Origin of the sequence: Chryseobacterium sp. ERMR1:04, assembly GCF_001297705.1 — a bacterium.
Classification (GTDB): domain Bacteria; phylum Bacteroidota; class Bacteroidia; order Flavobacteriales; family Weeksellaceae; genus Chryseobacterium.
The window spans coordinates 868111-891034 of record NZ_LIRF01000008.1 but is presented as its reverse complement, the minus strand read 5'-3'; the positions used below and the strand labels follow the sequence as shown (position 1 = coordinate 891034).

Here is a 22924-nt window from a genome sequence, read left to right as displayed (position 1 = left end):
ATATTAATAGCCATAAGTAAAACTTATGGAATTGAATTCCGAAAAGACAATTAAATATAGACAGGATAAAATCCTGTTAAAATTATTAAGAATATAAAGCATCAAAGAAATGCAATTAATTGAATTATTAAATAGAATTCCAGTCTTAGAAATTCACGGTGAAAACACTCGTGAGATTTCTGAATTGGTTTTCGACAGCAGAAAGGTTACGGAAAACTCTCTTTACATTGCAATGAGAGGAACGGTTGTAGATGGACATTCATTTATTGCATCTTCTATTGAAAAAGGAGCAAAAGCAATCGTTTGTGAAGAGTTTCCTGAAAATTTGGATGAAGACATTACCTATGTTAAAGTAAAAGATTCTTCTAAAGCTTTAGGTCATTTAGCTTCTAATTTCTACGGAAATCCTTCTGAAAAATTGAAATTAATTGGAGTTACAGGAACAAACGGAAAAACGTCTGTTTCTACACTCCTTTTTGATGTATTTAAAAATTTAGGCTACGATTCGGCTTTACTTTCAACAGTTGAAATCAGAATTGGAGAAAAAATAATTCCGGCGACGCATACAACTCCGGACGTTATTACCATTAATAAAATCTTGGCTCAGGCAGTTGAAGAAGGTTGCGAATTTGCTTTCATGGAAGTAAGTTCTCACGGCATTTCTCAAAACAGAATTGAAGGTCTTCATTTTAAAGTAGCAGGATTTACCAATCTTACCCACGATCATTTAGATTATCACAAAACTTTTGATGAGTATTTAAAAACGAAAAAAAGATTTTTTGACGAACTTCAGGATACCGCTGTTGCGATCACCAATGTAGATGATAAAAACGGCATGGTTATGCTTCAAAATACAAAGGCTACGAAAAAGTCTTATGCTTTGAAAACTATGGCAGATTTTCACGGAAAATCATTGGAAATTGATTTCAACGGAATGCTGTTGAATTTCAATGGAAAAGAATTCTGGACTACATTAACAGGAAGATTTAATGTTTACAATTTACTGTTGGTTTTCGGAATTGCTTCTGAGCTTGGCTTTGAGCAGGATGAAATTCTTCAGGCGATCAGTAAACTACAAAGGGTTTCGGGAAGGTTTGAAACATTCAAATCAGATGGCGGAATTTTCTTCATTGTAGATTATGCACACACTCCGGATGCCTTGGAAAACATTCTGGATAGCATTAATGACATCAGAACAAAAAATGAAAGACTGATCACCGTTTTCGGTTGCGGAGGAGACAGAGACCATTCTAAAAGACCTGAAATGGGAAATATTGCCAGTAAAAAATCAACATTGGCGATTATCACTTCAGACAATCCAAGAACAGAAGATCCCGCACAAATTATAAAAGAAATTGAAGCAGGCGTTGAACCTCAAAACTTCAGCAAATACACTTCAATTCCCGATAGAAGAGAAGCCATAAAAATGGCAATAAAATTCTCAGAACCTAAAGATATTGTTTTGGTAGCCGGAAAAGGTCATGAAACGTATCAAGAGATAAATGGTGTAAGACATCATTTTGATGACAAAGAAGTAATTATTGAGCTCTGGAAGTTAATGAGTAAGTAAATTAAAAAGAAAACATGTTATACTACCTATACGAATATTTAACCGCCCATGGAATTCACATCCCGGGACTTGGAATGTTAAAATACATTTCATTTCGTGCCGGAATGGCTGTTCTGTTGTCTTTAACGATCGCTCTTGTTTACGGAAAAAGAATCATCAACTATCTGAGAGCAAAACAGATGGGAGAATTAGTTCGTGATTTAGGTTTAGACGGACAAAAACAAAAAGAAGGAACTCCTACCATGGGAGGTCTTATCATTATTTTGGCAACGCTTATTCCGGTTCTTTTATTTACCCGAATTACCAATATTTATATTGTTCTTTTAATTGTTACTGTGATCTGGATGGGAGCCATTGGTTTCTTAGATGATTATTTAAAAAAGGTAAAGAAAAATAAAGACGGACTAAGTGGTAAATTTAAAATTGTAGGACAGGTCGGATTAGGGCTAATTATCGGAGTTACAATGTATTTTCACCCCGACATTACGGTTAAAAGAAAGTATGCAGACGCAAAAGTAGTGAACAGAAATAATGTAGAGCAGAATTTTATGCCTACAGAAAAAATCACTGTTTCTACCGTTCCGTTTGCTAAAAATAATGATTTGGAATGAATATATTGTGCAAGAGTCATGATGTGCATGATGTGCTATTGATGCTCTACAAGAAAAATCACTGTTTCTACCGTTCCGTTTGCTAAAAATAATGAGTTCGATTATAGTGGAATGTTATTTTGGATGAACGATAAAGACGCTCATGAATGGGCATGGATTGTTTTCATTCCAATCGTGATCTTCATTGTAACAGCAGTTTCCAACGGAGCCAATATTACGGATGGGATTGATGGTCTCGCAGCAGGAACAAGTACAGTCATATTAATGGCTTTAGCATTTTTCACCTACGTCTCCGGGAATATCATTTTTGCAGATTATCTCAATATTATGTTCCTCCCCAATATGGGTGAAACCACCATTTTTGTGGTCGCCATGGTAGGAGCTGTTATCGGCTTCTTCTGGTATAACACCTATCCTGCACAGGTTTTTATGGGAGATACAGGAAGTTTAATGTTGGGTGGAGTAATTGCTGTGTTAGCCATTATTTTAAGAAAAGAATTAATGATTCCTGTGTTATGTGGGATCTTCTTAATAGAAAACATATCTGTTATGTTACAGGTCGTGGTTTTCAAATACAGAAAAAGAAAATATGGGCTGGAATATGCTCAGAACAATAGATTTTTTAAGATGTCACCTCTACATCATCATTATCAGAAAGAAGGTTTTCACGAAAGTAAAATCGTAAACAGAATGATAATTATTGGTGTAATGTTGGCAATTGTATGTCTTATCACCTTAAAAATGAGATAAGATTTTGTAAAAAGTAAAATGTATCAGCGTATGGATGATTCACCAAATACATCAATACAATATACATAAATACCAAAAGATTAATATGAAAATAGTTGTTTTAGGAGGAGGAGAAAGTGGTTGCGGCGCTGCTTATTTGGCTAAAAAAAAGGGTTTGGAAGTATTTCTTTCAGACAAAGGAGTCATTAAGGATAACTATAAGAAATTTCTAACGGAGAATGAAATTGATTTTGAAGAAGGAAGCCACGATGAAGAAAGAATTTTAAATGCAGACTGGATCGTAAAAAGCCCGGGAATTCCGAAAAAAGCGGATATCATCAATAAAATTCATTTAAAAGGAATCAGACTTTCCTCTGAAATTGAATTTGCATCGGAATTTACGAATGCCAAGATCATTGCCATTACAGGAAGTAATGGAAAAACAACAACAACCTCTTTAATCTACCACATCCTGAAAAATGACGGATTGAATGTAGGTTTAGGCGGAAACATTGGTTACAGTTTTGCAAAACAAGTTGCAGATGAAAATCATGAATATTATGTATTGGAAGTAAGTTCATTTCAATTAGATGATATTCAGAATTTTAGACCTTATATTTCTTTATTGTTGAATTTATCAAAAGATCATTTAGATCAATATAACTACAACTATGAAGAATATGCATTAGCAAAATTTAGAATCGTTGAAAATCAGGAGAATGATAATTTCTTCATCTATAATAAAGATGATGAAATGAGTAAAAACATTCTTGAAAAATTAGAAGTAAAAGCGAAAATGATTCCTTTTTCAACCAAAGAAAGTTTATCTGAAGGAGGTTTTGTAGACCAAGATCAACTTACAGTAAAATTAAAAGATGAATTCTCAATGAAAATTGAAGAGCTGTCATTGTTAGGAAATCATAATGTTGCCAATAGTTTAGCAGCATCTATCGCGGGTAAAATATTGCAGATCAATAATGAAAGTATTAGAAATTCATTAATGACTTTCCAGGCTGTAGAACACAGACTGGAACTGGTATCTGAAATTGATGGTGTAAAATACATCAACGACAGCAAGGCAACCAACGTTAATGCAACCTATTACGCATTGGAAAGCATGAAAACGCCAACCGTTTGGATCGTTGGCGGACAGGATAAAGGAAACGATTACTCAGAAATTGAGGAACTCGTTAAAAGAAAAGTAAAAGCAATTGTTTGTTTAGGAATTGATAATCAAAAAATTATAGATTTCTTTAAAGACAAGAAAGAATATATTTATGACACTTCAAGTATGGAAGAAGCGGTAAGAATATCAAAATCTTTAGCTAAAAATGGGGATACTGTTTTATTATCTCCATGTTGTGCAAGTTTCGATTTATTCAAAAGCTACGAAGACAGAGGTCGTCAGTTTAAAGAACAAGTAGTAAAGTAAATGTAAAAAAGTACATCGTACATTTTACATGAATACAAAACAATATGGACGAACAGAATACAGATAACAGATTTGAATTCCTAAAGGGCGATAAAGTACTTTGGATGGTCATTCTTGTGATCTCCATTTTCTCTATTTTCCCTGTATATTCTGCGAGTTCAAATCTTGAATATATTGTTAATAATGGGACAACAACTGGTCACATTATGAAACACATGTTCTTTGTACTTCTGGGGTTGGCCATTATGAGGGTGGTAGGAACAATAAAATACGAATACATAGGAAAGCTCAGCAGTATATTGCTTGGCTTAATGATTATTCTATTGGTTATCACCATGTTTACAGGACAAACCATTGATGGAGCCAGTGCTTCCAGATGGTTGAAAATTCCGGGAACACCCATTTCATTTCAGCCTTCGTCCTTTGCTTTTTTAATGTTGATTATCTATTTATGCAGATATCTAACCAAGAAAATAACTCGGGAAAGGCTGCCGATAGAGAACATCATGTACATCTTCGGTCCTATTCTACTGGTTTTCGTATTGGTTGCAAAAGATAATGGTTCTACGGCGTTAATGATATTATTAGTTTCCGTAATTGTTTTGATTATAGGACAATTGCATTGGAAATATATTGCCGGATTTATCTCTTCATCATTCGTTGCCATTGTTTTCTTTTTAATCATTGCTTTAAATACCAACATGATTGGCGGAAACCGTGTACATACATGGATGAGCCGTATAGAAACATTTACCTCAAGCAAAGCAAAATCTGCTGATGTAGATGATGAAAGCTTAAAGGCAAAAAATTATCAGGTAATGCAGGCCAAAGCGGCGATCGTTAATGGTGGAATTACCGGGATGGGACCAGGAAAAAGTGCATTAAAACAAATGCTTCCACAGTCTGCATCCGATTTTATTTTTGCAGTAATTGTTGAAGAATATGGCGTTATAGGCGCTGCATTTCTTATTTGTATGTATTTGATTATGATGATCAGGATTGTAATGATCGCCAGTAAAATGCCCGCCTTTTTCGGGTCTTTACTCGTTCTCAGTCTCGGGGTTATGATCTTTATACAGCTTTCGGTAAATATTGCCGTAGCCATCAACTTAATTCCGGTAACGGGACAGCCATTGCCGCTGATAAGTTATGGAGGAACATCCATGTTGGTGACGTATTTACAATTAGGAATTATTTTAAATATAAGCTCAAGAATACAGATATACGATGAAGAAGGAATGGGCAAAAAACAAAGTATAGCAGAAATAAACGATATCGCTTAGAAGGAAAAAAAAGAGTCCCAAAAGGATAACTTAAAACAGAATAGGATGCAAACCCTATCAAAATGAATCAGATTAATTTGATTAAATAAAAAAAATGGACAATCAATCAGCAAATAGCCAAAAGCCAAAAGCCATTCGCGTATTATTATCAGGCGGCGGAACAGGAGGACACATCTTCCCGGCCATTGCTATTGCAGATGAGATCAAGAAAAGATTTCCTGATGCAGAATTTTTGTTCATTGGTGCCAACGGTAAGATGGAAATGGAAAAAGTTCCACTAGCTGGCTATAAAATCGAAGGGATTGATATCGCAGGAATCGACAGAGGAAATATGCTATCCAATTTAGGTTTGCCTTTCAAAATTTTGAAAAGCTTATCTAAATCCAAAAGAATAATTAAAAACTTTGCTCCGGACTTTGCGGTTGGAACAGGTGGTTTTGCAAGTGGACCCGCTTTGTATGAAGCAAGTAAAATGGGAATTCCTATTTTTATTCAGGAGCAGAATGCACATGCAGGAGTAACAAATAAGATTTTAAGTAAAAAAGCAAGAGCTGTTTTTACAGCCTATCCAGCAGTGGAAGGTTTTCCTGCAGAAAAAATAAAATTCTTAGGAAATCCTATTCGTTCAACCATTATTTCAGGAATGCAGGAAACATCTCAGGCAAAAGAAAAAATGGGATTGGATAAAGACAAACTGACGATACTTTCTGTTGGAGGTTCTTTAGGTTCAAGAACATTAAATAATGGTTGGAAAGAAAATCTTGAAAGCCTTAAAGGAAAAGGATATCAACTGATCTGGCAAACCGGAAAACTGGATTATAATGAATTATCTTCCACTCTCCAGCTTCCAGCTTCCATCCAACTGAAGGAATTCATTAAAGATATGGAAACCGCTTACTCAGCAGCCGATATCATTGTTTCAAGAGCAGGAGCCATTGCCATTTCAGAGTTGGCGGTAGCACAAAAGCCTGTTTTATTGGTTCCTTTCCCTTTTGCGGCAGAGGATCATCAAACAAAAAATGCGCTGAATTTGGTTGAAAAAAATGCAGCCAAAATGGTAAAAGACTCTGAAATGCAGGAGAAATTCTGGAATACATTATCAGAAATCTGCGAAAATGAAAGCTTAAGAAAAGAAATGTCTGAAAATCTGAAATATTTTGCCAAGCCAAACGCAGCAAAAGAGATTGTAGATGAGATATTTAAATTAATGTAAGGAGAATGAAAAACTTAGAAACATATCAAAATTTTTACTTCGTTGGAATCGGAGGTATCGGGATGAGTGCTTTGGCACGCTATTTCAATGCTTCAGGTAAAAAAGTTTTGGGCTATGATAAAACCAACACCAAACTCACTCAGAATTTGATGAATGAGGGAATTGATATTGTTTTTGAAGATCTTATTGACGAAAGACTAACTTCTCTTGAAAAAGAAAATACATTGGTAATTTATACTCCGGCAATCAAAACGTTGGGGATCTTAGATTATTTTAATCAAAATAGTTTTGAAGTTTTAAAACGTGCAAAAGTTTTAGGGCTAATTACTGAAAATACAAATTGTATTGCTGTTGCCGGAACGCACGGAAAAACAACAACTTCTACCTTAGTCGCTCACTTGTGTAAAGAAGCCGATTTACCTTTTTCTTGCTTTTTGGGCGGAATTTCCGAGAATTTTAAATCCAACTTTTTATATAACGGAACAACATATTCTGTAGTAGAAGCCGATGAATATGACAGAAGCTTCCTTAACCTTTCTCCGGATTGGGCAGTGATCACTTCCACAGATGCAGATCATTTGGATATTTATGGCGATAAAAATACAATTGAAGAAGGCTTTAAACAATTTGCTGCATTAGTTCCAAAAGACAAACAGCTTTTTGTAAGAAAAGGAATTGAGATCGGAAGACCTCATATTACGTATGCAGTCAATGAAAAAGCAGATTATTATTCAGATAATCTTCGAATGGATCATGATAAGATCTATTTTGATTTTCATACGCCAACCGAAACAATAAAAGATTTTGTTTGGGAAATTCCGGGAATTCATAATGTAGAAAACGCAACCGTTGCATTAGCTATTTTAAATAATTTAGGCGTTGATTTCGAAACATTAAAGAAAGCAATTGCCAATTTTAAAGGGATTAAAAGAAGATATACTAAACATATTTATAATACCGGTAAAATTTACATTGACGATTATGCACACCACCCAACAGAAATTAATGCTGTAGTGGGATCGATCAGAACTTTTTACCCTGAGAAAAAATTATTGGTGGTTTTTCAACCCCATTTGTTTAGCAGAACCCGAGATTTTGCAGACGGTTTTGCAGAAAGTTTAAGTGATACTGAAGAATTGATTTTGTTAGATATTTACCCAGCAAGAGAACTTCAGGAAAATTTTAAAGAAATAACTTCAGATTGGTTATTGAAAAAAGTTAATTTAGATAAAAAAGAAGTATCAAATTTATCAGATGCTTTTGAAAAGATAAAAGAAAAAGATTTTGACATCCTTCTCACAGTTGGCGCAGGAAATATTGATACCCTGTATGATCCTATTTGTGAATGGATGAACAGTAATTAAATAATGTCAGAAAACTACTTACAAAAAGCATGGGGAGATAGTATTGATAATGTCAACATTAATGATATTAAAGAAGCTATTAATGAAGCCTTAAAAATGGATGACGAGCACGGTGTATTTTGGGTAAGTATTATTATTCATGATGAAAATGTTTTAGAAATGAGTAAAAACCTTGATGTTACAGGTATTTTTGAAGACAACAATGGGTTAAATTATAAAAGAAAATTTAAAAATATAAAAGAAATAATATCTCTTTATGAAGTTTTTCTGACCGAAGATTTTGCAAGTGTAAAATCTATTCTAAAAGAAAAAATTTAATTTAAAGTAGACAAAAAAAGAAAATGAAAAATAAATACAGAATATTAAAAATTGCTATCACAGTGATCCTTCTTGGGTTCCTGCTAAGTTTCTCGTTGAAGAAATTTGGGGGTCAGAAGATCACGGATAATAATATTTCTGTGAAAATGAATGAAAAAACTCCGGTCTATTTCGTTGATGAAAAAGATATCAGAGCCATCGTAAATAAAGAAAATCCATCAGGAAAAGTAGGAGACCTTAATATTCCGGCCTTGGAAAAAAAGATCAATGCACTTCCAGCTATTGACAGTGCCAATGTCTACTTAAACCTTAATGGAAAACTTAATCTGGATATTAAACAAAGGGTCCCTATTTTCAGATTAAATAAAGATGGAAGAGATTTTTATGTAGATGATAAAGGAGTTGAATTTCCGATCTCCAAAACGTACTCACACCCTTGTATGTTGGTTACAGGAAATGTAAAACCCGATGAATATGGAAAATTAGCGGAACTGGTTGAGAAAATCGACAAAGATGATTTCAGTAAAAAATATTTCATAGGAATATCAAAAGACAACAACGGAGATTATAATCTTCTCACAAGCGAAGGAAATTATAAAGTTGAATTGGGTGATCTGGATAATATAGAATTAAAAGTAAAAGGATTTAAAGCTTTTGTAGAAAAATACCTCGTGTATCAGGATCCTTTAAAATACAATATGATCTCTATTAAATATCAGAATCAGATTGTAACCACGCTAAATCCTTATTTTAAAGAAAACGACAGTATTTTAAAAGTAGGAAATTTAGAACTGGCAAAAATATCAACGCCGGCTCCTGCTAGAAAAACAGAGGCCAAGCTCAAAATAGGAGACGTAAAAAAAGAAACTAATAAACCAAACTATACTTCTAAAAAACCGAAGGAAAGTACAAAACCAAAGGCTAAAGCCAAGCCAAAAGCAAAAGAAACTAAAAAAACAGAAAAGAAAATAACTCCTGCCAAGGCAAAAGCAAAAGTTAAAGTAGAATAAAAAAAATCAAATCGATATAAACAATGGAAAATCAAGAGTATTCAGTAGGTCTGGACATCGGGACAACAAAGATAGTCGCGATTGTCGGAAGGAGGAATGCACACGGGAAAATCGAAATTCTCGGTGTTGGGAAGGCCAAAAGTCTTGGAGTTCATAAGGGCATTGTGAATAATATTTCGCAAACCATTAACTCTATCAAGGCTGCTGTGTCAGAAGCACAATCAAGCGCAGGAGTTCCTATCCGTAAAGTCACGGTAGGTATTGCAGGAAAGCACATACGCTCTCTCCAGCACTCCGATTATATTATGCGTGAGCACCCCGACAAATTTATTACAGATGATGATATAGAAGCACTGAAAGATCAGGTCAAGAAACTGGTTATGCTTCCAGGAGAAGAAATTATCCATGTTCTTCCCCAAGAATATAAAGTGGATTCCGAAGGTGAAATTCAGGAGCCTGTCGGTATGCACGGGAAACGTTTAGAAGCTAATTTCCACGTAGTTGTGGGACAAATGGGCAGCATCCGAAACATTGCAAGATGCGTAAGAGAAGCCGGTTTGGAAATGGAAGCTCTTACCTTAGAGCCTTTAGCATCTTCAGAAGCGGTTCTTACAAAAGAAGAAAAAGAAGCAGGAGTTGCCATCGTAGATATTGGTGGTGGTACTACAGATATAGCTATATTTAAAGATAATATTATCCGTCATACCTGCGTAATTCCTTACGGTGGAGGGATTATTACAGAAGATATTAAAGAAGGCTGTTCCATTATAGAAAAACATGCAGAGCAACTGAAAGTAAAATTCGGTTCTGCAGTTCCTGAGTTGGAAAAAGACAGCACATTTGTTACTATTCCGGGACTTCATGGAAGACCAGATAAAGAGATTTCTCTTAAAACTTTAGCACAGATTATCAATGCAAGAGTAGAAGAAATTCTTGAGATGGTAAATACAGAATTAAAGGCGTATGGTGCTTTTGAACAAAAGAAAAAACTGATTGCAGGAATTGTTCTTACAGGCGGTGGATCTAATTTGAAACATCTTCGTCAGCTTGCTAATTATACTACCGGTTTTGATAGTAGAATTGGTTTTGCAAATGAGTATATTGCTAATGATAAAAATCAATATTTAAAAGGTCCTGAATTTGCAACCTCTATTGGATTATTAATGGAGAGTTTAAAAATCAGAGACAAAAAACCGGTTATAATAGAAGAAGAGATCGTTCAGGAAGCTCCTAAGCAGGAAATTGCAGAGGAAGTGGTGGAAACCAATACAATGGCTCAGCACACAGCACCTGTTCAGGAACAAGAAGTTAAAACCCCACAGGAAAATAAAAGAGCGGCAAGACTGACTTTCGGACAGTCGCTTATGGAAAAAGTAAAAAAATTCTTTGAAGAAGTAGAATAGTAAATACAGATATTATGGAAAATATAGGTACACAAGGATTTTCATTTGATTTACCAAAAGGTAACTCAGCGATCATAAAGGTAATTGGTGTTGGTGGCGGTGGAAACAACGCCCTAAAATACATGTACGAGAAAGGAATTCACGGAGTAGATTTCGTGGTTTGTAATACAGATGCTCAAACGTTAGATAATAACCCGGTTTCAAACAAAGTACAGTTAGGAACTACGATTACAGAAGGACTGGGCGCAGGTGCCGATCCTGAAGTAGGAGAAAAATCAGCAATTGAAAGTATTGAAGAGATCAAGGCTGCGATGGGACATAATACCAAAATGGTGTTTATCACTGCCGGAATGGGCGGTGGAACCGGAACCGGTGCTGCTCCTGTAATCGCTAAAGTAGCTAAAGATATGGGAATCTTAACGGTAGGTATTGTTACCGTTCCTTTCAGTTTTGAAGGGAAAAGAAGACTGGAACAAGCTGAAATTGGTCTTGAAAAATTAAGAAATAATGTTGATTCACTTATTGTAATCAATAACGATAAACTAAGACAGCAGTTTGGTAACCTTGGATTCAAGCAAGGGTTCTCAAAAGCCGATGAAGTATTAACCAACGCTGCAAAAGGAATGGCAGAGGTTATTACAGGTTACTTTGATGTAAACATTGACTTTAGAGATGCTAAATCTGTCCTTCAAAATTCAGGGACAGCTTTGATGTCTACAGGTACAGCTTCAGGAGAAAACAAAGCGGATGAAGCGGTAAGAAAAGCGCTGGATTCCCCTCTATTGAATGACAATAAGATTACAGGTGCTAAAAATGTATTATTGTTGATCAGAAGTGGTGTAGAAGAAGTTACGATGGATGAGATCGGTATCATCATGGATTACATTCAGAAAGAAGCTGGAAATACAGCTGATATTATTTTCGGGGTGGGTGCTGATGAAGAATTAGGAGATGCAATAAGCGTTCTTGTGATCGCAACAGGTTTTTCTAATGACGATAAAAAATTCGCAGGCCCAACAGAAAAAATCAGAATTGGTCTTAATGACAAATTAGATTCACATAAAACTTCTCCGTTTAAAACAAGAGAAGAAAGAGGGGTTGCTCCTGAGCACGGATACGATTTTGGAGGAAAAAATCATTTCAGATTAGACGACGAAGACCATGACAGTCCACAGTTTAAGTCTATGATTACTGAAAAAAAAATGATTATCGAAGATGATAGCATTAAAACAGAAGTAAAATTCTCTGATAGAGAGGAAGATACATTAGCAAACGCTACTCAAGGATGGAGAGGTGATGAAGAAGAGCAAGATGCATACAGCTTATTCGCTATTGATGAAGAAACGGATCCTAATGACTTAGAAATTCAATCTTTCTCATTTGAAACAGAAGACAGAAGAGAAGAACCCAAAACAAGTATTTCTACTCCCTCTTATTCTCAGGAAAAGCCAGTTGAGTTCAGCTTCTTTGTAAACGAACCCATCAGCGAGCCTAGAACTGATTTTGGACAGCCAAAAGCAGAGTTTAGCACTCCAACGAATACATACAGTCAGGTAACTGAAGAAGTAGCTCCAAAAATTGAAAGTTTTTATCAACCCAAAGAGGAGATAAGAACGGAAGAGAGACCTGCTTATGAAAGCAAAACTGAAATTGAAACTTCTTCCGACAGTGAGTTCACTTTTGTGAATAAAACAGCAGAACAGGAAAGAGTAATAGAAAGAAGAAATAAATTAAAAGAATTCAACTCTCGCTACCAAAGCTTTGATAGCGCAAGTGAGTTCGAATCTGTTCCTGCTTTCAAAAGAAAAAATATTTCTATTGACGGAACTAATGCTTCAGATCAAAATATAAACACCTATTTATCTGACAACAATGGTTCTATGCAAATCAGAGAAAACAGATTTTTAAATAAAGATGTAGATTAAATTGCAATTGGCAATTGGCTGCTAGCAAATGGCTTTTATGGCCACATTAAAGCTAATAGCCAACTGCCAAAAGCCAAAAGCAAGAAAAACCATGAGTTTAGAAATTATAATTAGCGAAGCTATAAAAACAGCAATGAGAGCAAAAGACAGAGTAGCTCTGGATTCTCTTCGTGCTGTAAAATCTCAGATCCTACTTCTAAAAACAGAAGCTAGAGGTGCAGAAGTTTCAGAAGAGCAGGAAATTGCTATTTTACAAAGAATGATCAAGCAGCGTAAGGATTCTTACGAACAATTTACTGCACAAGGCAGAAATGATCTTGCAGAAGTAGAAGAAGCTCAGATGAAAGTTATTGAGAAATTTTTGCCACAACAGCTTTCACCAGAAGAACTAGAAGCTGAAATGAAAACGATCATTTCAGAAGCAGGAGCTGAGTCTATAAAAGATTTAGGAAAGGTAATGGGAGTTGCCTCAAAAGCATTTGCTGGAAGGTCAGACGGAAAGAGTATTTCCGAGATGGCCAAAAAACTCCTTTCATAAAAGTCTTGGCGTGATTTCCAAGCAATAAATAAGGATATTTAATATTTGCATATCGATTTGATTAAGAAGCCCGAAACCTTTCCAGTTTCGGGCTTCATTTTTTATCTTGAGATATTCAATGTTTTTTACGATTCTAAAAGAGAATTGAATATTTCGTTAAAGTGAGGGAAAATGTAAATGTTTTTTTCATGGTTATTGTTTTCAGAATCATTCCAAATTTAACAATTATATTTAATTATTCCTAATCTTATTTCATTATTTACTGAGTATTATTAAATCATTACTGAATTATTAATTTTGTTTTACGAATACTTTGATAGTTTTTATATATTGAAGAAAAGTAAAGAATTGTTTAACTTTGCATAGATTAAAAAACAAAAATATGTATCCAACAGATTTAGTAATGCCTATGAAGGCAGAACTTACAGATAAAGGTTTCCAAGACTTAGCAACACCAACACAGGTTGAAGAAGCATTAAAACAATCAGGAACTACTCTATTGGTGATCAATTCTGTTTGCGGATGTGCAGCAGGTGCAGCAAGACCGGGAGTTGTATATTCTTTAACAGGAGATAAAAAACCTGATCATTTAACAACAGTTTTCGCTGGCTTTGATACAGAAGCTGTAGCAGAGGCTAGAAAGCACTTAGCACCATTCCCTCCAAGCTCACCATGTGTAGCTTTGTTTAAGGACGGAGAATTGGTTCATATGCTAGAAAGACATCATATTGAAGGGAATCCTGCAGGAGCTATTGCAGCGAATCTTCAGGCTGCTTATGATGAGTATTGCTAAGAAACAATAAATCTAAATACTAACCGTTACAAATTTTGTAGCGGTTTTTTTATTTATCGCAATAAAATATTCTTAGAAAAGTCAAATATCATTATATTTGGAAATGGCAACGAAAGCACTCTTTAATACTGTGGTCAACTGGTTCATCCGCCAAAGGATAGATCAGATAGAGAATTTTATGGATCATCCTATTGAAACACAAAAAGGGATTTTATTCTCCCAATTGTTTCATTCTGAAGATACTGAGTACGGAAAAAAATATGGTTTCAACTCTATTTCAAGTTATCAGGACTTTAAAAATAAGGTTCCCATTGTTACGTATGAAGATTTTGAGCCCTATATCGAAAGAGCAAGGCAAGGTCATAAAGACGTAAGTTGGCCGGGTTATATAAAGCATTTTGCTAAATCTTCGGGCACTACCAATGCGAAAAGTAAATACATTCCTATTTCTGCCGAAAGTTTAGAATACTGCCACATGAAAGCAGGAAAAGACATGGTGGCAATCTATGCCAACAACCATCCTGAAAATCAACTTTTTACCAATAAGAATTTACGTTTAGGAGGAAGCTCGGAGCTTTATGCCGATTTTAACACAAAATTTGGCGATTTATCTGCTATTTTAATTGATAATCTTCCGTTTTGGGTAGAAATTACCACCACTCCAAGCAAAAAGGTTTCATTAATGGGCGAATGGGAAAGCAAACTGAAGGCCATTACCTCTGAAGTTAAAAATGAAGATGTAGGAAGTATTTTAGGAGTACCCAGCTGGATGATGGTTCTTTTACAGAGAGTTTTAAAGGAGACTGATGTTAAAAACATTTCAGAGTTATGGCCGAATCTTGAAGTATTCTTCCACGGCGGAATCAGCTTTAAACCTTACAAAGAGCAGTTCCAGCAAATCATTGGAAAAAAAATAAATTACTACGAAATCTATAACGCTTCGGAAGGATTCTTCGGAATTCAGGACCGACCGGATAGTGACGAAATGCTTTTAATGCTGGATTACGGCATTTTTTACGAGTTCATTCCGATGGATGAGTTCCATTTTTCAAATCCAAAAGTGGTAAGCCTAGAAGATGTTGAAGTGGGCAAAAACTATGCAATGGTCATCACCACCAACGGTGGATTATGGAGATATTTGATTGGTGATACAGTGGTATTTACGTGTACCAATCCTTTCAGAATAAAAATTACAGGAAGAACAAAACATTATATTAATGCTTTTGGAGAAGAATTGATGATCACCAATGTAGAATCGGCTATTTCTAAAGCTTGCCAAACTACAGGTGCCAGTATAACCGACTTCACAGGAGCCCCTATTTTCATGAAAGAAAATGAAGGTGGTGCTCATGAGTGGATCTTCGAATTCAGTGAAAAACCGAGCGATTTAGACCATTTTATCGACTGTTTTGATCAGCACTTGAAAACAATCAATTCAGATTATGAAGCGAAGAGGTATAATAACTTAACCCTAAAACGACCTATCGTGCATATTGCAAAACCAAACCTGTTTTATTGTTGGTTGGAATCCAAAGGAAAATTGGGCGGACAAAATAAAGTCCCAAGATTAAGCAATGACAGAGAATATATAGAACCTTTATTGGCATTAAATAATAAACCGCAGTAAGTTCTGCGGTTTAATTTTTTTATTTGTTTAAATCATCTTTTAATTTCTTAGCAGCGTCTTCCACTTTCGAAGCTCCTTTTGCAGCGGCTTCTTTAGCATCTTTTCCTACTTTATTTGCCTCAGTTTTGATATCCTGCCCTGCCTTATGAAGATCTGCTTTGGTCTTATCTGCAGTAGCGTCTATTTTATCTTTCGCTTTCTGAGCGGCATCATCAATCTTATTTCCTGCTTCATCAACTTTAGTTTTAACGTCTTCTTTTGCTTTACTGATTTTTGAAGTATCAACTCCGCTTTCGCTTACCGTTGTAGTTTCTGTAGTGACAGAACCATCAGGGTTCTCAGTAGTTTCAGATTTTGTTGTTGATTTTGTGCATGATACAACAAGAGTTGAGATCATTAATGCTGCTAAAATTTGTTTTTTCATATTGTATATTTTTTTAATGAGTTTTTAAAATTAAATATTTTTATTCAGTTTTAGTGTCATTTGACGAAGTTTCTGCCCCTTTCTTCTTTTTCTCTTCGTCGGCTTTTTTCTTTTCTTCGTCCTTTTTCTTTTTGTTTTCTTTATCTACCTCGTCTTTTATTCGTTTTTCTTCCTTCTGAACTTTAACGACCTCTTTTATAGAATCCTGATAACGCTGAGAAGACATTTTTATTTTACGTACAACATCAATTGAAGTGGCTCCCGCAGAAAAAGAATCTACTGCAACCGTGTCATAGTGTACTTTAACTTCCTGATCAACATTAAGATTAACAGGTTCTTTTTTGGAACAGGCCGTACATAAAACAAGGAAAGTAAGAATTATAAAAACTAAATTTTTCATGGAACTAATTTAGCAGAAATTCTGCAATTACAGGATAGTGATCCGATAATTTCACAGAATTATCCACTTTATAGCTTAAAGGAATAATTGATTTTGAACTAAAAATATAATCAATTCTTAAAGGAACTTTATAATCATAAAAACTGGAAGAACTTCCATTTCCCACCTTCAAAAAAGCATCTTGTAGATCTTTCCCCAAATTATAATATTCATAAGAATTAGGAACAGAGTTAAAATCTCCTGCTAAAATCACAGGATAAGGTGATAAATCTACCACTTTTCTAATTCTTCTAATCTGATCTTCATGTGCTTTAAAGGTAGGAATCATGTGAGAAAGAAGGGTATTTATCTTTCCGCCCTCTTTGCCAAATCCGTCAAATTTAAGCATCGATTTATGCAGTCTGAAAGGTTCTAGATAAACATTAACAACCCGTATAATCTTTCCATTAATATCTATATCTGCATAGAAAGAATTTCCACGGTCTTTTTCTTCAACAAGATTTTCCTGTCTTACAATTTTATGCTTAGTTTTTAAAATAACCGAAGGATATTTAATAAGATCATCTCTTAAAGCTGTTTTGGTATCTCTTTCCTGTACTAAAATAATATCTGCATCCTGATCATTAATATATTTTTTTACTTTATCCCAACCAAAATCTCCATATTTAACATTGAAAGTCAACACTTTAATATCTCTTATTGATTTCGAATTTTCATTTTTAGGAGTAAAATTAACCCATCTTCTGATCGGATTATAAAAAATAAAAGTGCTTAGTATGAAGGCAATTGCTATTTTTTTTCTTCTGATAACCCAAACCAAGGTCAAGAGAATGTGTACAATGATAAGATAAGGGAACCCAAGAGAAAGAAGGTTAAGATTGCCAAAAATATTAGGCGGAATCCATGCATTTCCTAATGTACAGAGGAGTAAAACAATAATTGTAATATGGAAAAATAATACTATCTGGCTCAACTTCATGGAATAAAGATCTTAGGGTACATCCTATTTAAGCAAAAACCCTACCAATGCCAGATTATTTAACGAACTTTATGAAACAGCTATTGTAGTTTGAAAGTACCTATTACCGGATAATGATCCGAAATATTGACGGAGCGGTCAACATTGTACGTAATTGGTTGTATTGATTTTGAAGTAAAAATATAGTCGATTCTCAATGGAAATTTATAATCATGAAAGCTTGTACCACTCCCTTTACCTACTTCTAGAAAAGCATCTTGTAGCCCTTCTGAGAGATGGTAATATTCATAAGAATTGGGAACAGAATTAAAATCACCATTTAAAACTACAGGATATGGAGACTCATCAACACTTTTCCTGATAATCTGAACTTGTTCCTGATGCATTTTAAAAGTTGGCAGCAATCTTTTAACAACATTCTTTAGTTTTTCTTCATCTTCATCACTGTTTCCATTGAGCTTCACCATTGACTTTTCAAACTTGAACGGTTGAAGATAAATGTTCACAAAACGATATACCTTTCCTCTGATCTCAATGTCAGTCTGATCTGCATAGGCATTAAAAAAGTCATAATTTCCCTTAATTAATATTTTCTGTGAAATAATCTTGTGTCTAGAATAAGTAGAAACAGCATAATTTATTTTACCCTCACTAAGCCCTTTAAATTTATACTTTTGTTCACCATCCTCCTGCAAAAGAACCACATCAGCATTTTGTTCATCAATATAATTCTCTATATTTTTAATACCTAAAACGCCTCCCTTAGTATTGAAAGTAATAATCTTGAGATTGGCGATTTCTTTTTTATCCGTAGAAAAATTAACCCATCTTTTTACAGGATTGGTAAAAATCAAGCCTAATAACATAAATACAAAAGCTCTCTTTTTCCAACTGAAGATCCAGAAAAAGATCAATCCAACATATCCAATCATTAAAACAGGAAATCCTAATGACAATAAATTAAACCAAGGAAATACCTTAGGTGGAACATAGGCATTAAGCAACATTCCCAATAAAAGAAGGAATATCCCGACATGCAGTATTAAAAATATGAGGCGAAGGATTTTCACAAAAGAAGTTTAGTTAAATCTGTATAAATGTTTTTTCCAGATCCAAGCTAACAAAAATCCTACCAAAGCTCCTCCAACGTGAGCCAAGTGAGCAATTCCTCCTCCGTTTCCAGAAACTCCTAAAAAGACAGAAACAACGATAATTATTGGTAATATATATTTTACTTTAACAGGAACCGGAATAAACATGATCATGATTTTTGAATCCGGATATAACGTCGCAAAAGCTGCGATAACCCCAAAAATAGCTCCCGAAGCTCCAACCATAGGAGTAGCAACAATACCATTCAGGTCTTGTACTAATCCTTGTTGTTTAAGGACAGATTCTGCTGTTCCATTATAAACGCCTTGAGCTCCCGACAAATAAGCATTTACATTAAAGCCTAACTGTTGTAGCTCATTAGAAATTTGCTGTACTTCTACGAAATTCCATAAATTAAAAAGGAAGAATGCACCCAGTCCACTTACAAAATAGAGAATCAAATATTTTTTGTCACCCAAACTCTGTTCTAATATAGGTCCAAAACTATATAAGGTTAACATATTAAACAAAATATGCATAATACTTCCATGCATAAACATGTGTGTAATAATCTGCCAAGAATGGAAAAAAGGTGAAAACGGGTAAAAAGCAGCAAGGCTAGCCGTTAACTGATCTCTCAATAAAAAATTTGAAACAATAAACACTATAATATTTATAATGATAATATTTCTTGTAATCGGTGGTATATTATTAAACATGTTTTTTAAAATTTATTCTTAAAATCATTGAACGGAATCTCATAAAAACATCGTTTTCCATCGGGTAAAAACTCAGGGAATCCTAATGCTGTAAAGTCTTTTACCAATTGTTCCGCATCTTTTTTATAGATAAAATCAAATCTGGATTTAGATTGCAATTTATTCCATTGGTTGTTATAAAATTGCAAAAATTCTTCTTCCGTTTTATATTCTAAAATTTCAAACAGATCTTCCAGGAATTTCATCACTTGAGTTTCTTTCAATCCTTCAGGAACCGAATCAATTCTCAGTACATTTTCATGGGCTACTTTCGTCTCAAAACCAAGTTCGGGAAGATATTTTTTAATTGAGTTATACTTACTTTTCTCAATTTCATTCATGTGATATTCCAAAGAGAAAAGAAGAGAATGACTATTTGTAGCTCCTCTTTTTACCGGTTTATTATTTTCAGCAACCAATAATCTATGGATTCTTCCTAAATCCATCATCAGTGCGCGATCTCCTTTATTGAACAGCCAATATCCATTTGGAAGTCTCATTAAATCTTCATCAAAATCCTCATCTTCAAATAAATTAATTTTTGAAGGTGCTGCAGTGATATTCTGATGATACATCTCTGTAATATTTTGAATTTGTGATAAATTAACCACTTTTTCTTCCAAGAATGGATTATAGTCTTTATCTACAACAATTTCAGGCATTTTAATGGTACCGCCACCATTTCCTTTGCTTGGATAGGTCTTATTCATCATCTGATCCAAATCAGGATCTCTTTCAAAATCTAAACTTGGTGCAATATTATAAATTCCTAAAGATCTTTTTATGGTTGATCGAAGCAAAGCAAAAATAAGATGCTCGTCTTCAAATTTAACTTCTGTTTTCTGTGGATGAATATTCACGTCTATCTTCTCAGGATCAAGATCTAAGAAAAGGAAGAACGTAGGAACATACCCTGGAAGAAGCAATCCTTCAAATGCTTCCTGAACCGCTTTATTAAAATATGGGCTTTTAAAGTACCTCCCATTTACAAAAAGAAACTGCTCGCCTCTTGTCTTTTTCGCTCCCTCAGGTTTTGCAACAAACCCGTGAAGTTTACACCAGATAATATCTTCTCTGATAGGAATAAGTTGCGGCTGTAATTTTCTTCCGAAAATATCAACAATACGCTGCATCTGATTTCCCTTTCTTAATCTGAAAATTGGTTCATCATCATGAAATAAAGAAAACTCTAAATTTTCATGAGCCAATGCCACGCGCTGAAATTCATCAATGACATGACGGAATTCTATATTATTGTTTTTAAGAAATTTTCTTCGTGCAGGAACGTTGTAAAAAAGATTTTTAACTAAAAAATTAGAACCCTCCACCGTTTGTGCGGGATCTTGGAATTGGAAAACTCCGCCTTCAATGTAAATATTCGTTCCGATACCCGCTCCTCTCTGCATTGTTTTCAATTCAACCTGAGAAACTGCTGCAATGGAAGCCAAAGCTTCCCCACGAAAACCTTTTGTAATAATCTTGAAAATATCTTCAGTTCCTTTGATCTTGGAAGTTGCATGTCTTTCAAATGCCATTCTCGCATCCGTCTCAGACATTCCTTTTCCATCGTCTACAACCTGTATCAGATTTTTTCCGGCATCTCTGATGATCAGCTCAATTTTGCTAGCATCTGCATCTATTGCATTCTCCAAAAGTTCCTTCACTATGGACGCAGGTCTCTGCACCACTTCTCCTGCCGCTATTTGGTTGGCTACATGATCGGGTAAAAGCTGAATTATATCTGACATAAAAACATTAAATCGACTTACAAAAATAGTCAATGAAAACGGGAATAAAAACATTAAACCCGTGAATTAAAATTTAATTATCAACAAATCAACAATCTTGCCGCAAAGCTCTTTAAACAGCGTTTCCCAACAATCACATTTTCACAAAAGAACAACCCTCTAGTTGCCTTATACAAATAGAGGGTTGATTCACAGCTAGTTTACACAAAAAAATAATACTGATATTTTATATTTATTCTTGTATTTAATCTTCAAATACAAGCTTTCTTTTTTCCTGTCTCTTTTCCTTTATTTCCGGAATCCCGTGGATCTTGTCATACAAATATGCCACAAGGGTCGGTTTTTTATAGATTTTACTATATCTATACTGCGTTTTGAAATGTCGGACATGGATTTTATACATATCATATCCAATAACAATCAAAAGACATAAACTAATGACATAGAACACCCTAAACTCCAAATAATAATATGTTAACCCTGAGAAAACAGCTCCTAACACATACGCAAACATAATACTCGTTAGTAATTTTGCCCTTGCGATCAATTCTCCGTTTTTTCTAAATTTCTTCTGGGTAAACATGGAAAAAAGGATCCCCAAATCGGTTGTTGTTCCCGTAAGATGGGTTGTTTTTACCGAGAAATTTGATATACTTGCCGTCAGCCCGTTCTGCAAACCGGTTGCAAAAAGCATCAAGGCGACCAAAAATTCTGTTTCTTCTAATGTTTTCCGATAGAAAAACTGCCCATACACTCCTACAAACAATAAACATAGTATTTCTAATACAATAGGCATTGAGTGCGCAAAATATTTACTCTTTTTATTGAAATTGATGACAATAAAATTGGATACAAAACCTCCGAAGAAGAACAGAAAGATCCAACCTCCTACCACTGCCACCTGCGTCCAGTTTCCTTTACTTATCTCTGCCGCCAAAATGGCGTAATGTCCTGTTACGTTTGAGGTAAAAGAGAGAAATATTAATAGAGATGCTATATTTATAGTCCCTGCCGTGAAGGCGGTCAGCGTCCCCAACCTAATGTTGTCTCCTAACGTCCTGCTGTTACTATAATTTCTTAACATTTTTTGTTTTTTTAAGTGTTGTGTTTTTTAAACCTCAACAAAGACCTCTGCAAGCCTTCCTCTTTCTGGAAGTCTTTTAGCAATCTCAACGGTTATTTCCTGAGCTTGCAGATCTTTGCATTTTTTGATATAAGAAGCAATATCGAATTTCCCGTTTCCTTTGCTTTTAATAGCCGGAGAATAATAGGCTTCTTCTATATTTTCTGCTTTCACATAATTATTAAAAGTCCTTTGGAAGCTTCCCGTGAAAATATCACAGACTACTTTGCTAATTAAATGAGGGTATTTATTTTTGATAATTCCGTACGCATCAACAAATTCCTGAGGTCTTATTTTATGGAAGATTGAGCTTTTGGTTGTGAATAAAAGATCTCTGATAGAATCTCCCATTTCATATCCCGATACAAGCAAAATATTATATTGAGTTTCATCCCCTCTTGTATCTTTCTCTTTTAGTACTTTTTTCAATATATTTAAAGACTCAAGAGAGTAATCCGTGGCAATTAAAATTGTTTTAGTCATATCTTTAAGATTTAGTTTCGTGTTTATCTTTTTTGATAATACAAAACTATAGCGACCAAATTAGAAGCTCTTTGGAATAGAATTAAAATGTCATTAAAGAG

General features: G+C 34.6%; 20 protein-coding genes and 1 pseudogene. 13 read left to right on the top strand and 8 right to left on the bottom strand.

Going from position 1 to position 22924, the window contains the following annotated elements:
- Nucleotides 1-109 precede the first annotated feature (109 nt).
- From AMQ68_RS21305 to AMQ68_RS21245, 13 genes and pseudogenes are all read left to right on the top strand, one after another.
- Entirely contained in the window at nucleotides 110-1570 is a 1461-nt protein-coding gene (locus tag AMQ68_RS21305) for a UDP-N-acetylmuramoyl-L-alanyl-D-glutamate--2,6-diaminopimelate ligase (RefSeq protein WP_054512590.1), read from the top strand.
- 14 nt (nucleotides 1571-1584) lie between these two features.
- Nucleotides 1585-2931, top strand: a pseudogene (gene mraY / locus AMQ68_RS21300) (phospho-N-acetylmuramoyl-pentapeptide-transferase).
- 85 nt (nucleotides 2932-3016) lie between these two features.
- Nucleotides 3017-4342 carry a UDP-N-acetylmuramoyl-L-alanine--D-glutamate ligase gene (gene murD, locus AMQ68_RS21295; protein ID WP_054512892.1) on the top strand — a complete coding sequence of 442 codons (1326 nt, stop codon included), beginning with the start codon at nucleotides 3017-3019 and terminating at the stop codon, nucleotides 4340-4342.
- Nucleotides 4343-4386: 44 nt separating this feature from the next.
- A complete protein-coding gene (locus AMQ68_RS21290) occupies nucleotides 4387-5625 on the top strand; it encodes an FtsW/RodA/SpoVE family cell cycle protein (RefSeq protein WP_054512589.1) in 1239 nt (412 codons plus the stop codon).
- A gap of 94 nt (nucleotides 5626-5719) precedes the next feature.
- Nucleotides 5720-6838 (top strand): undecaprenyldiphospho-muramoylpentapeptide beta-N-acetylglucosaminyltransferase, encoded by a 1119-nt coding sequence (gene murG, locus AMQ68_RS21285; RefSeq protein ID WP_054512588.1) that lies wholly within the window; start codon nucleotides 5720-5722, stop codon nucleotides 6836-6838.
- A gap of 5 nt (nucleotides 6839-6843) precedes the next feature.
- Nucleotides 6844-8202, top strand: coding sequence for a UDP-N-acetylmuramate--L-alanine ligase (gene murC, locus AMQ68_RS21280; RefSeq protein WP_054512587.1), 1359 nt, complete (start codon nucleotides 6844-6846; stop codon nucleotides 8200-8202).
- A gap of 3 nt (nucleotides 8203-8205) precedes the next feature.
- A complete protein-coding gene (locus AMQ68_RS21275) occupies nucleotides 8206-8520 on the top strand; it encodes a hypothetical protein (protein WP_054512586.1) in 315 nt (104 codons plus the stop codon).
- A 23-nt stretch (nucleotides 8521-8543) separates the two neighbouring features.
- The gene (locus AMQ68_RS21270; protein ID WP_054512585.1) at nucleotides 8544-9530 is read left to right on the top strand and encodes a cell division protein FtsQ/DivIB; all 987 of its coding nucleotides are present in this window, start codon (nucleotides 8544-8546) and stop codon (nucleotides 9528-9530) included.
- Between the two features lie 23 nt (nucleotides 9531-9553).
- Entirely contained in the window at nucleotides 9554-10933 is a 1380-nt protein-coding gene (gene ftsA / locus AMQ68_RS21265) for a cell division protein FtsA (RefSeq protein WP_054512584.1), read from the top strand.
- Nucleotides 10934-10947: 14 nt separating this feature from the next.
- On the top strand, nucleotides 10948-12858 hold the full coding sequence (gene ftsZ, locus AMQ68_RS21260) for a cell division protein FtsZ (protein ID WP_054512583.1): 1911 nt from the start codon (nucleotides 10948-10950) through the stop codon (nucleotides 12856-12858).
- Nucleotides 12859-12949: 91 nt separating this feature from the next.
- Nucleotides 12950-13396, top strand: coding sequence for a GatB/YqeY domain-containing protein (locus tag AMQ68_RS21255; RefSeq protein ID WP_054512891.1), 447 nt, complete (start codon nucleotides 12950-12952; stop codon nucleotides 13394-13396).
- A gap of 382 nt (nucleotides 13397-13778) precedes the next feature.
- On the top strand, nucleotides 13779-14189 hold the full coding sequence (locus tag AMQ68_RS21250; protein ID WP_054512582.1) for a BrxA/BrxB family bacilliredoxin: 411 nt from the start codon (nucleotides 13779-13781) through the stop codon (nucleotides 14187-14189).
- A 103-nt stretch (nucleotides 14190-14292) separates the two neighbouring features.
- The gene (locus tag AMQ68_RS21245; RefSeq protein ID WP_054512581.1) at nucleotides 14293-15816 is read left to right on the top strand and encodes a GH3 auxin-responsive promoter family protein; all 1524 of its coding nucleotides are present in this window, start codon (nucleotides 14293-14295) and stop codon (nucleotides 15814-15816) included.
- A gap of 19 nt (nucleotides 15817-15835) precedes the next feature.
- Here the strand turns inward: AMQ68_RS21245 and AMQ68_RS21240 are convergent, their stop codons facing one another.
- The 8 genes from AMQ68_RS21240 to AMQ68_RS21205 form a co-directional block, all read right to left on the bottom strand.
- Nucleotides 15836-16240: a hypothetical protein gene (locus AMQ68_RS21240; RefSeq protein WP_054512580.1), complete on the bottom strand. Its 405-nt coding sequence runs from the start codon at nucleotides 16238-16240 to the stop codon at nucleotides 15836-15838.
- 40 nt (nucleotides 16241-16280) lie between these two features.
- Nucleotides 16281-16640 (bottom strand): hypothetical protein, encoded by a 360-nt coding sequence (locus AMQ68_RS21235; protein WP_054512579.1) that lies wholly within the window; start codon nucleotides 16638-16640, stop codon nucleotides 16281-16283.
- Between the two features lie 4 nt (nucleotides 16641-16644).
- On the bottom strand, nucleotides 16645-17619 hold the full coding sequence (locus AMQ68_RS21230) for an endonuclease/exonuclease/phosphatase family protein (protein WP_054512578.1): 975 nt from the start codon (nucleotides 17617-17619) through the stop codon (nucleotides 16645-16647).
- Between the two features lie 80 nt (nucleotides 17620-17699).
- Nucleotides 17700-18689, bottom strand: coding sequence for an endonuclease/exonuclease/phosphatase family protein (locus tag AMQ68_RS21225; protein ID WP_054512577.1), 990 nt, complete (start codon nucleotides 18687-18689; stop codon nucleotides 17700-17702).
- 9 nt (nucleotides 18690-18698) lie between these two features.
- Nucleotides 18699-19430 (bottom strand): rhomboid family intramembrane serine protease, encoded by a 732-nt coding sequence (locus AMQ68_RS21220; protein WP_054512576.1) that lies wholly within the window; start codon nucleotides 19428-19430, stop codon nucleotides 18699-18701.
- 5 nt (nucleotides 19431-19435) lie between these two features.
- Nucleotides 19436-21217: a DNA mismatch repair endonuclease MutL gene (gene mutL, locus AMQ68_RS21215; RefSeq protein WP_054512575.1), complete on the bottom strand. Its 1782-nt coding sequence runs from the start codon at nucleotides 21215-21217 to the stop codon at nucleotides 19436-19438.
- Between the two features lie 244 nt (nucleotides 21218-21461).
- Entirely contained in the window at nucleotides 21462-22301 is an 840-nt protein-coding gene (locus AMQ68_RS21210) for a YoaK family protein (protein WP_054512574.1), read from the bottom strand.
- A 27-nt stretch (nucleotides 22302-22328) separates the two neighbouring features.
- Nucleotides 22329-22823, bottom strand: coding sequence for a hypothetical protein (locus AMQ68_RS21205; RefSeq protein ID WP_054512573.1), 495 nt, complete (start codon nucleotides 22821-22823; stop codon nucleotides 22329-22331).
- Between the last annotated feature and the right edge of the window lie 101 nt (nucleotides 22824-22924).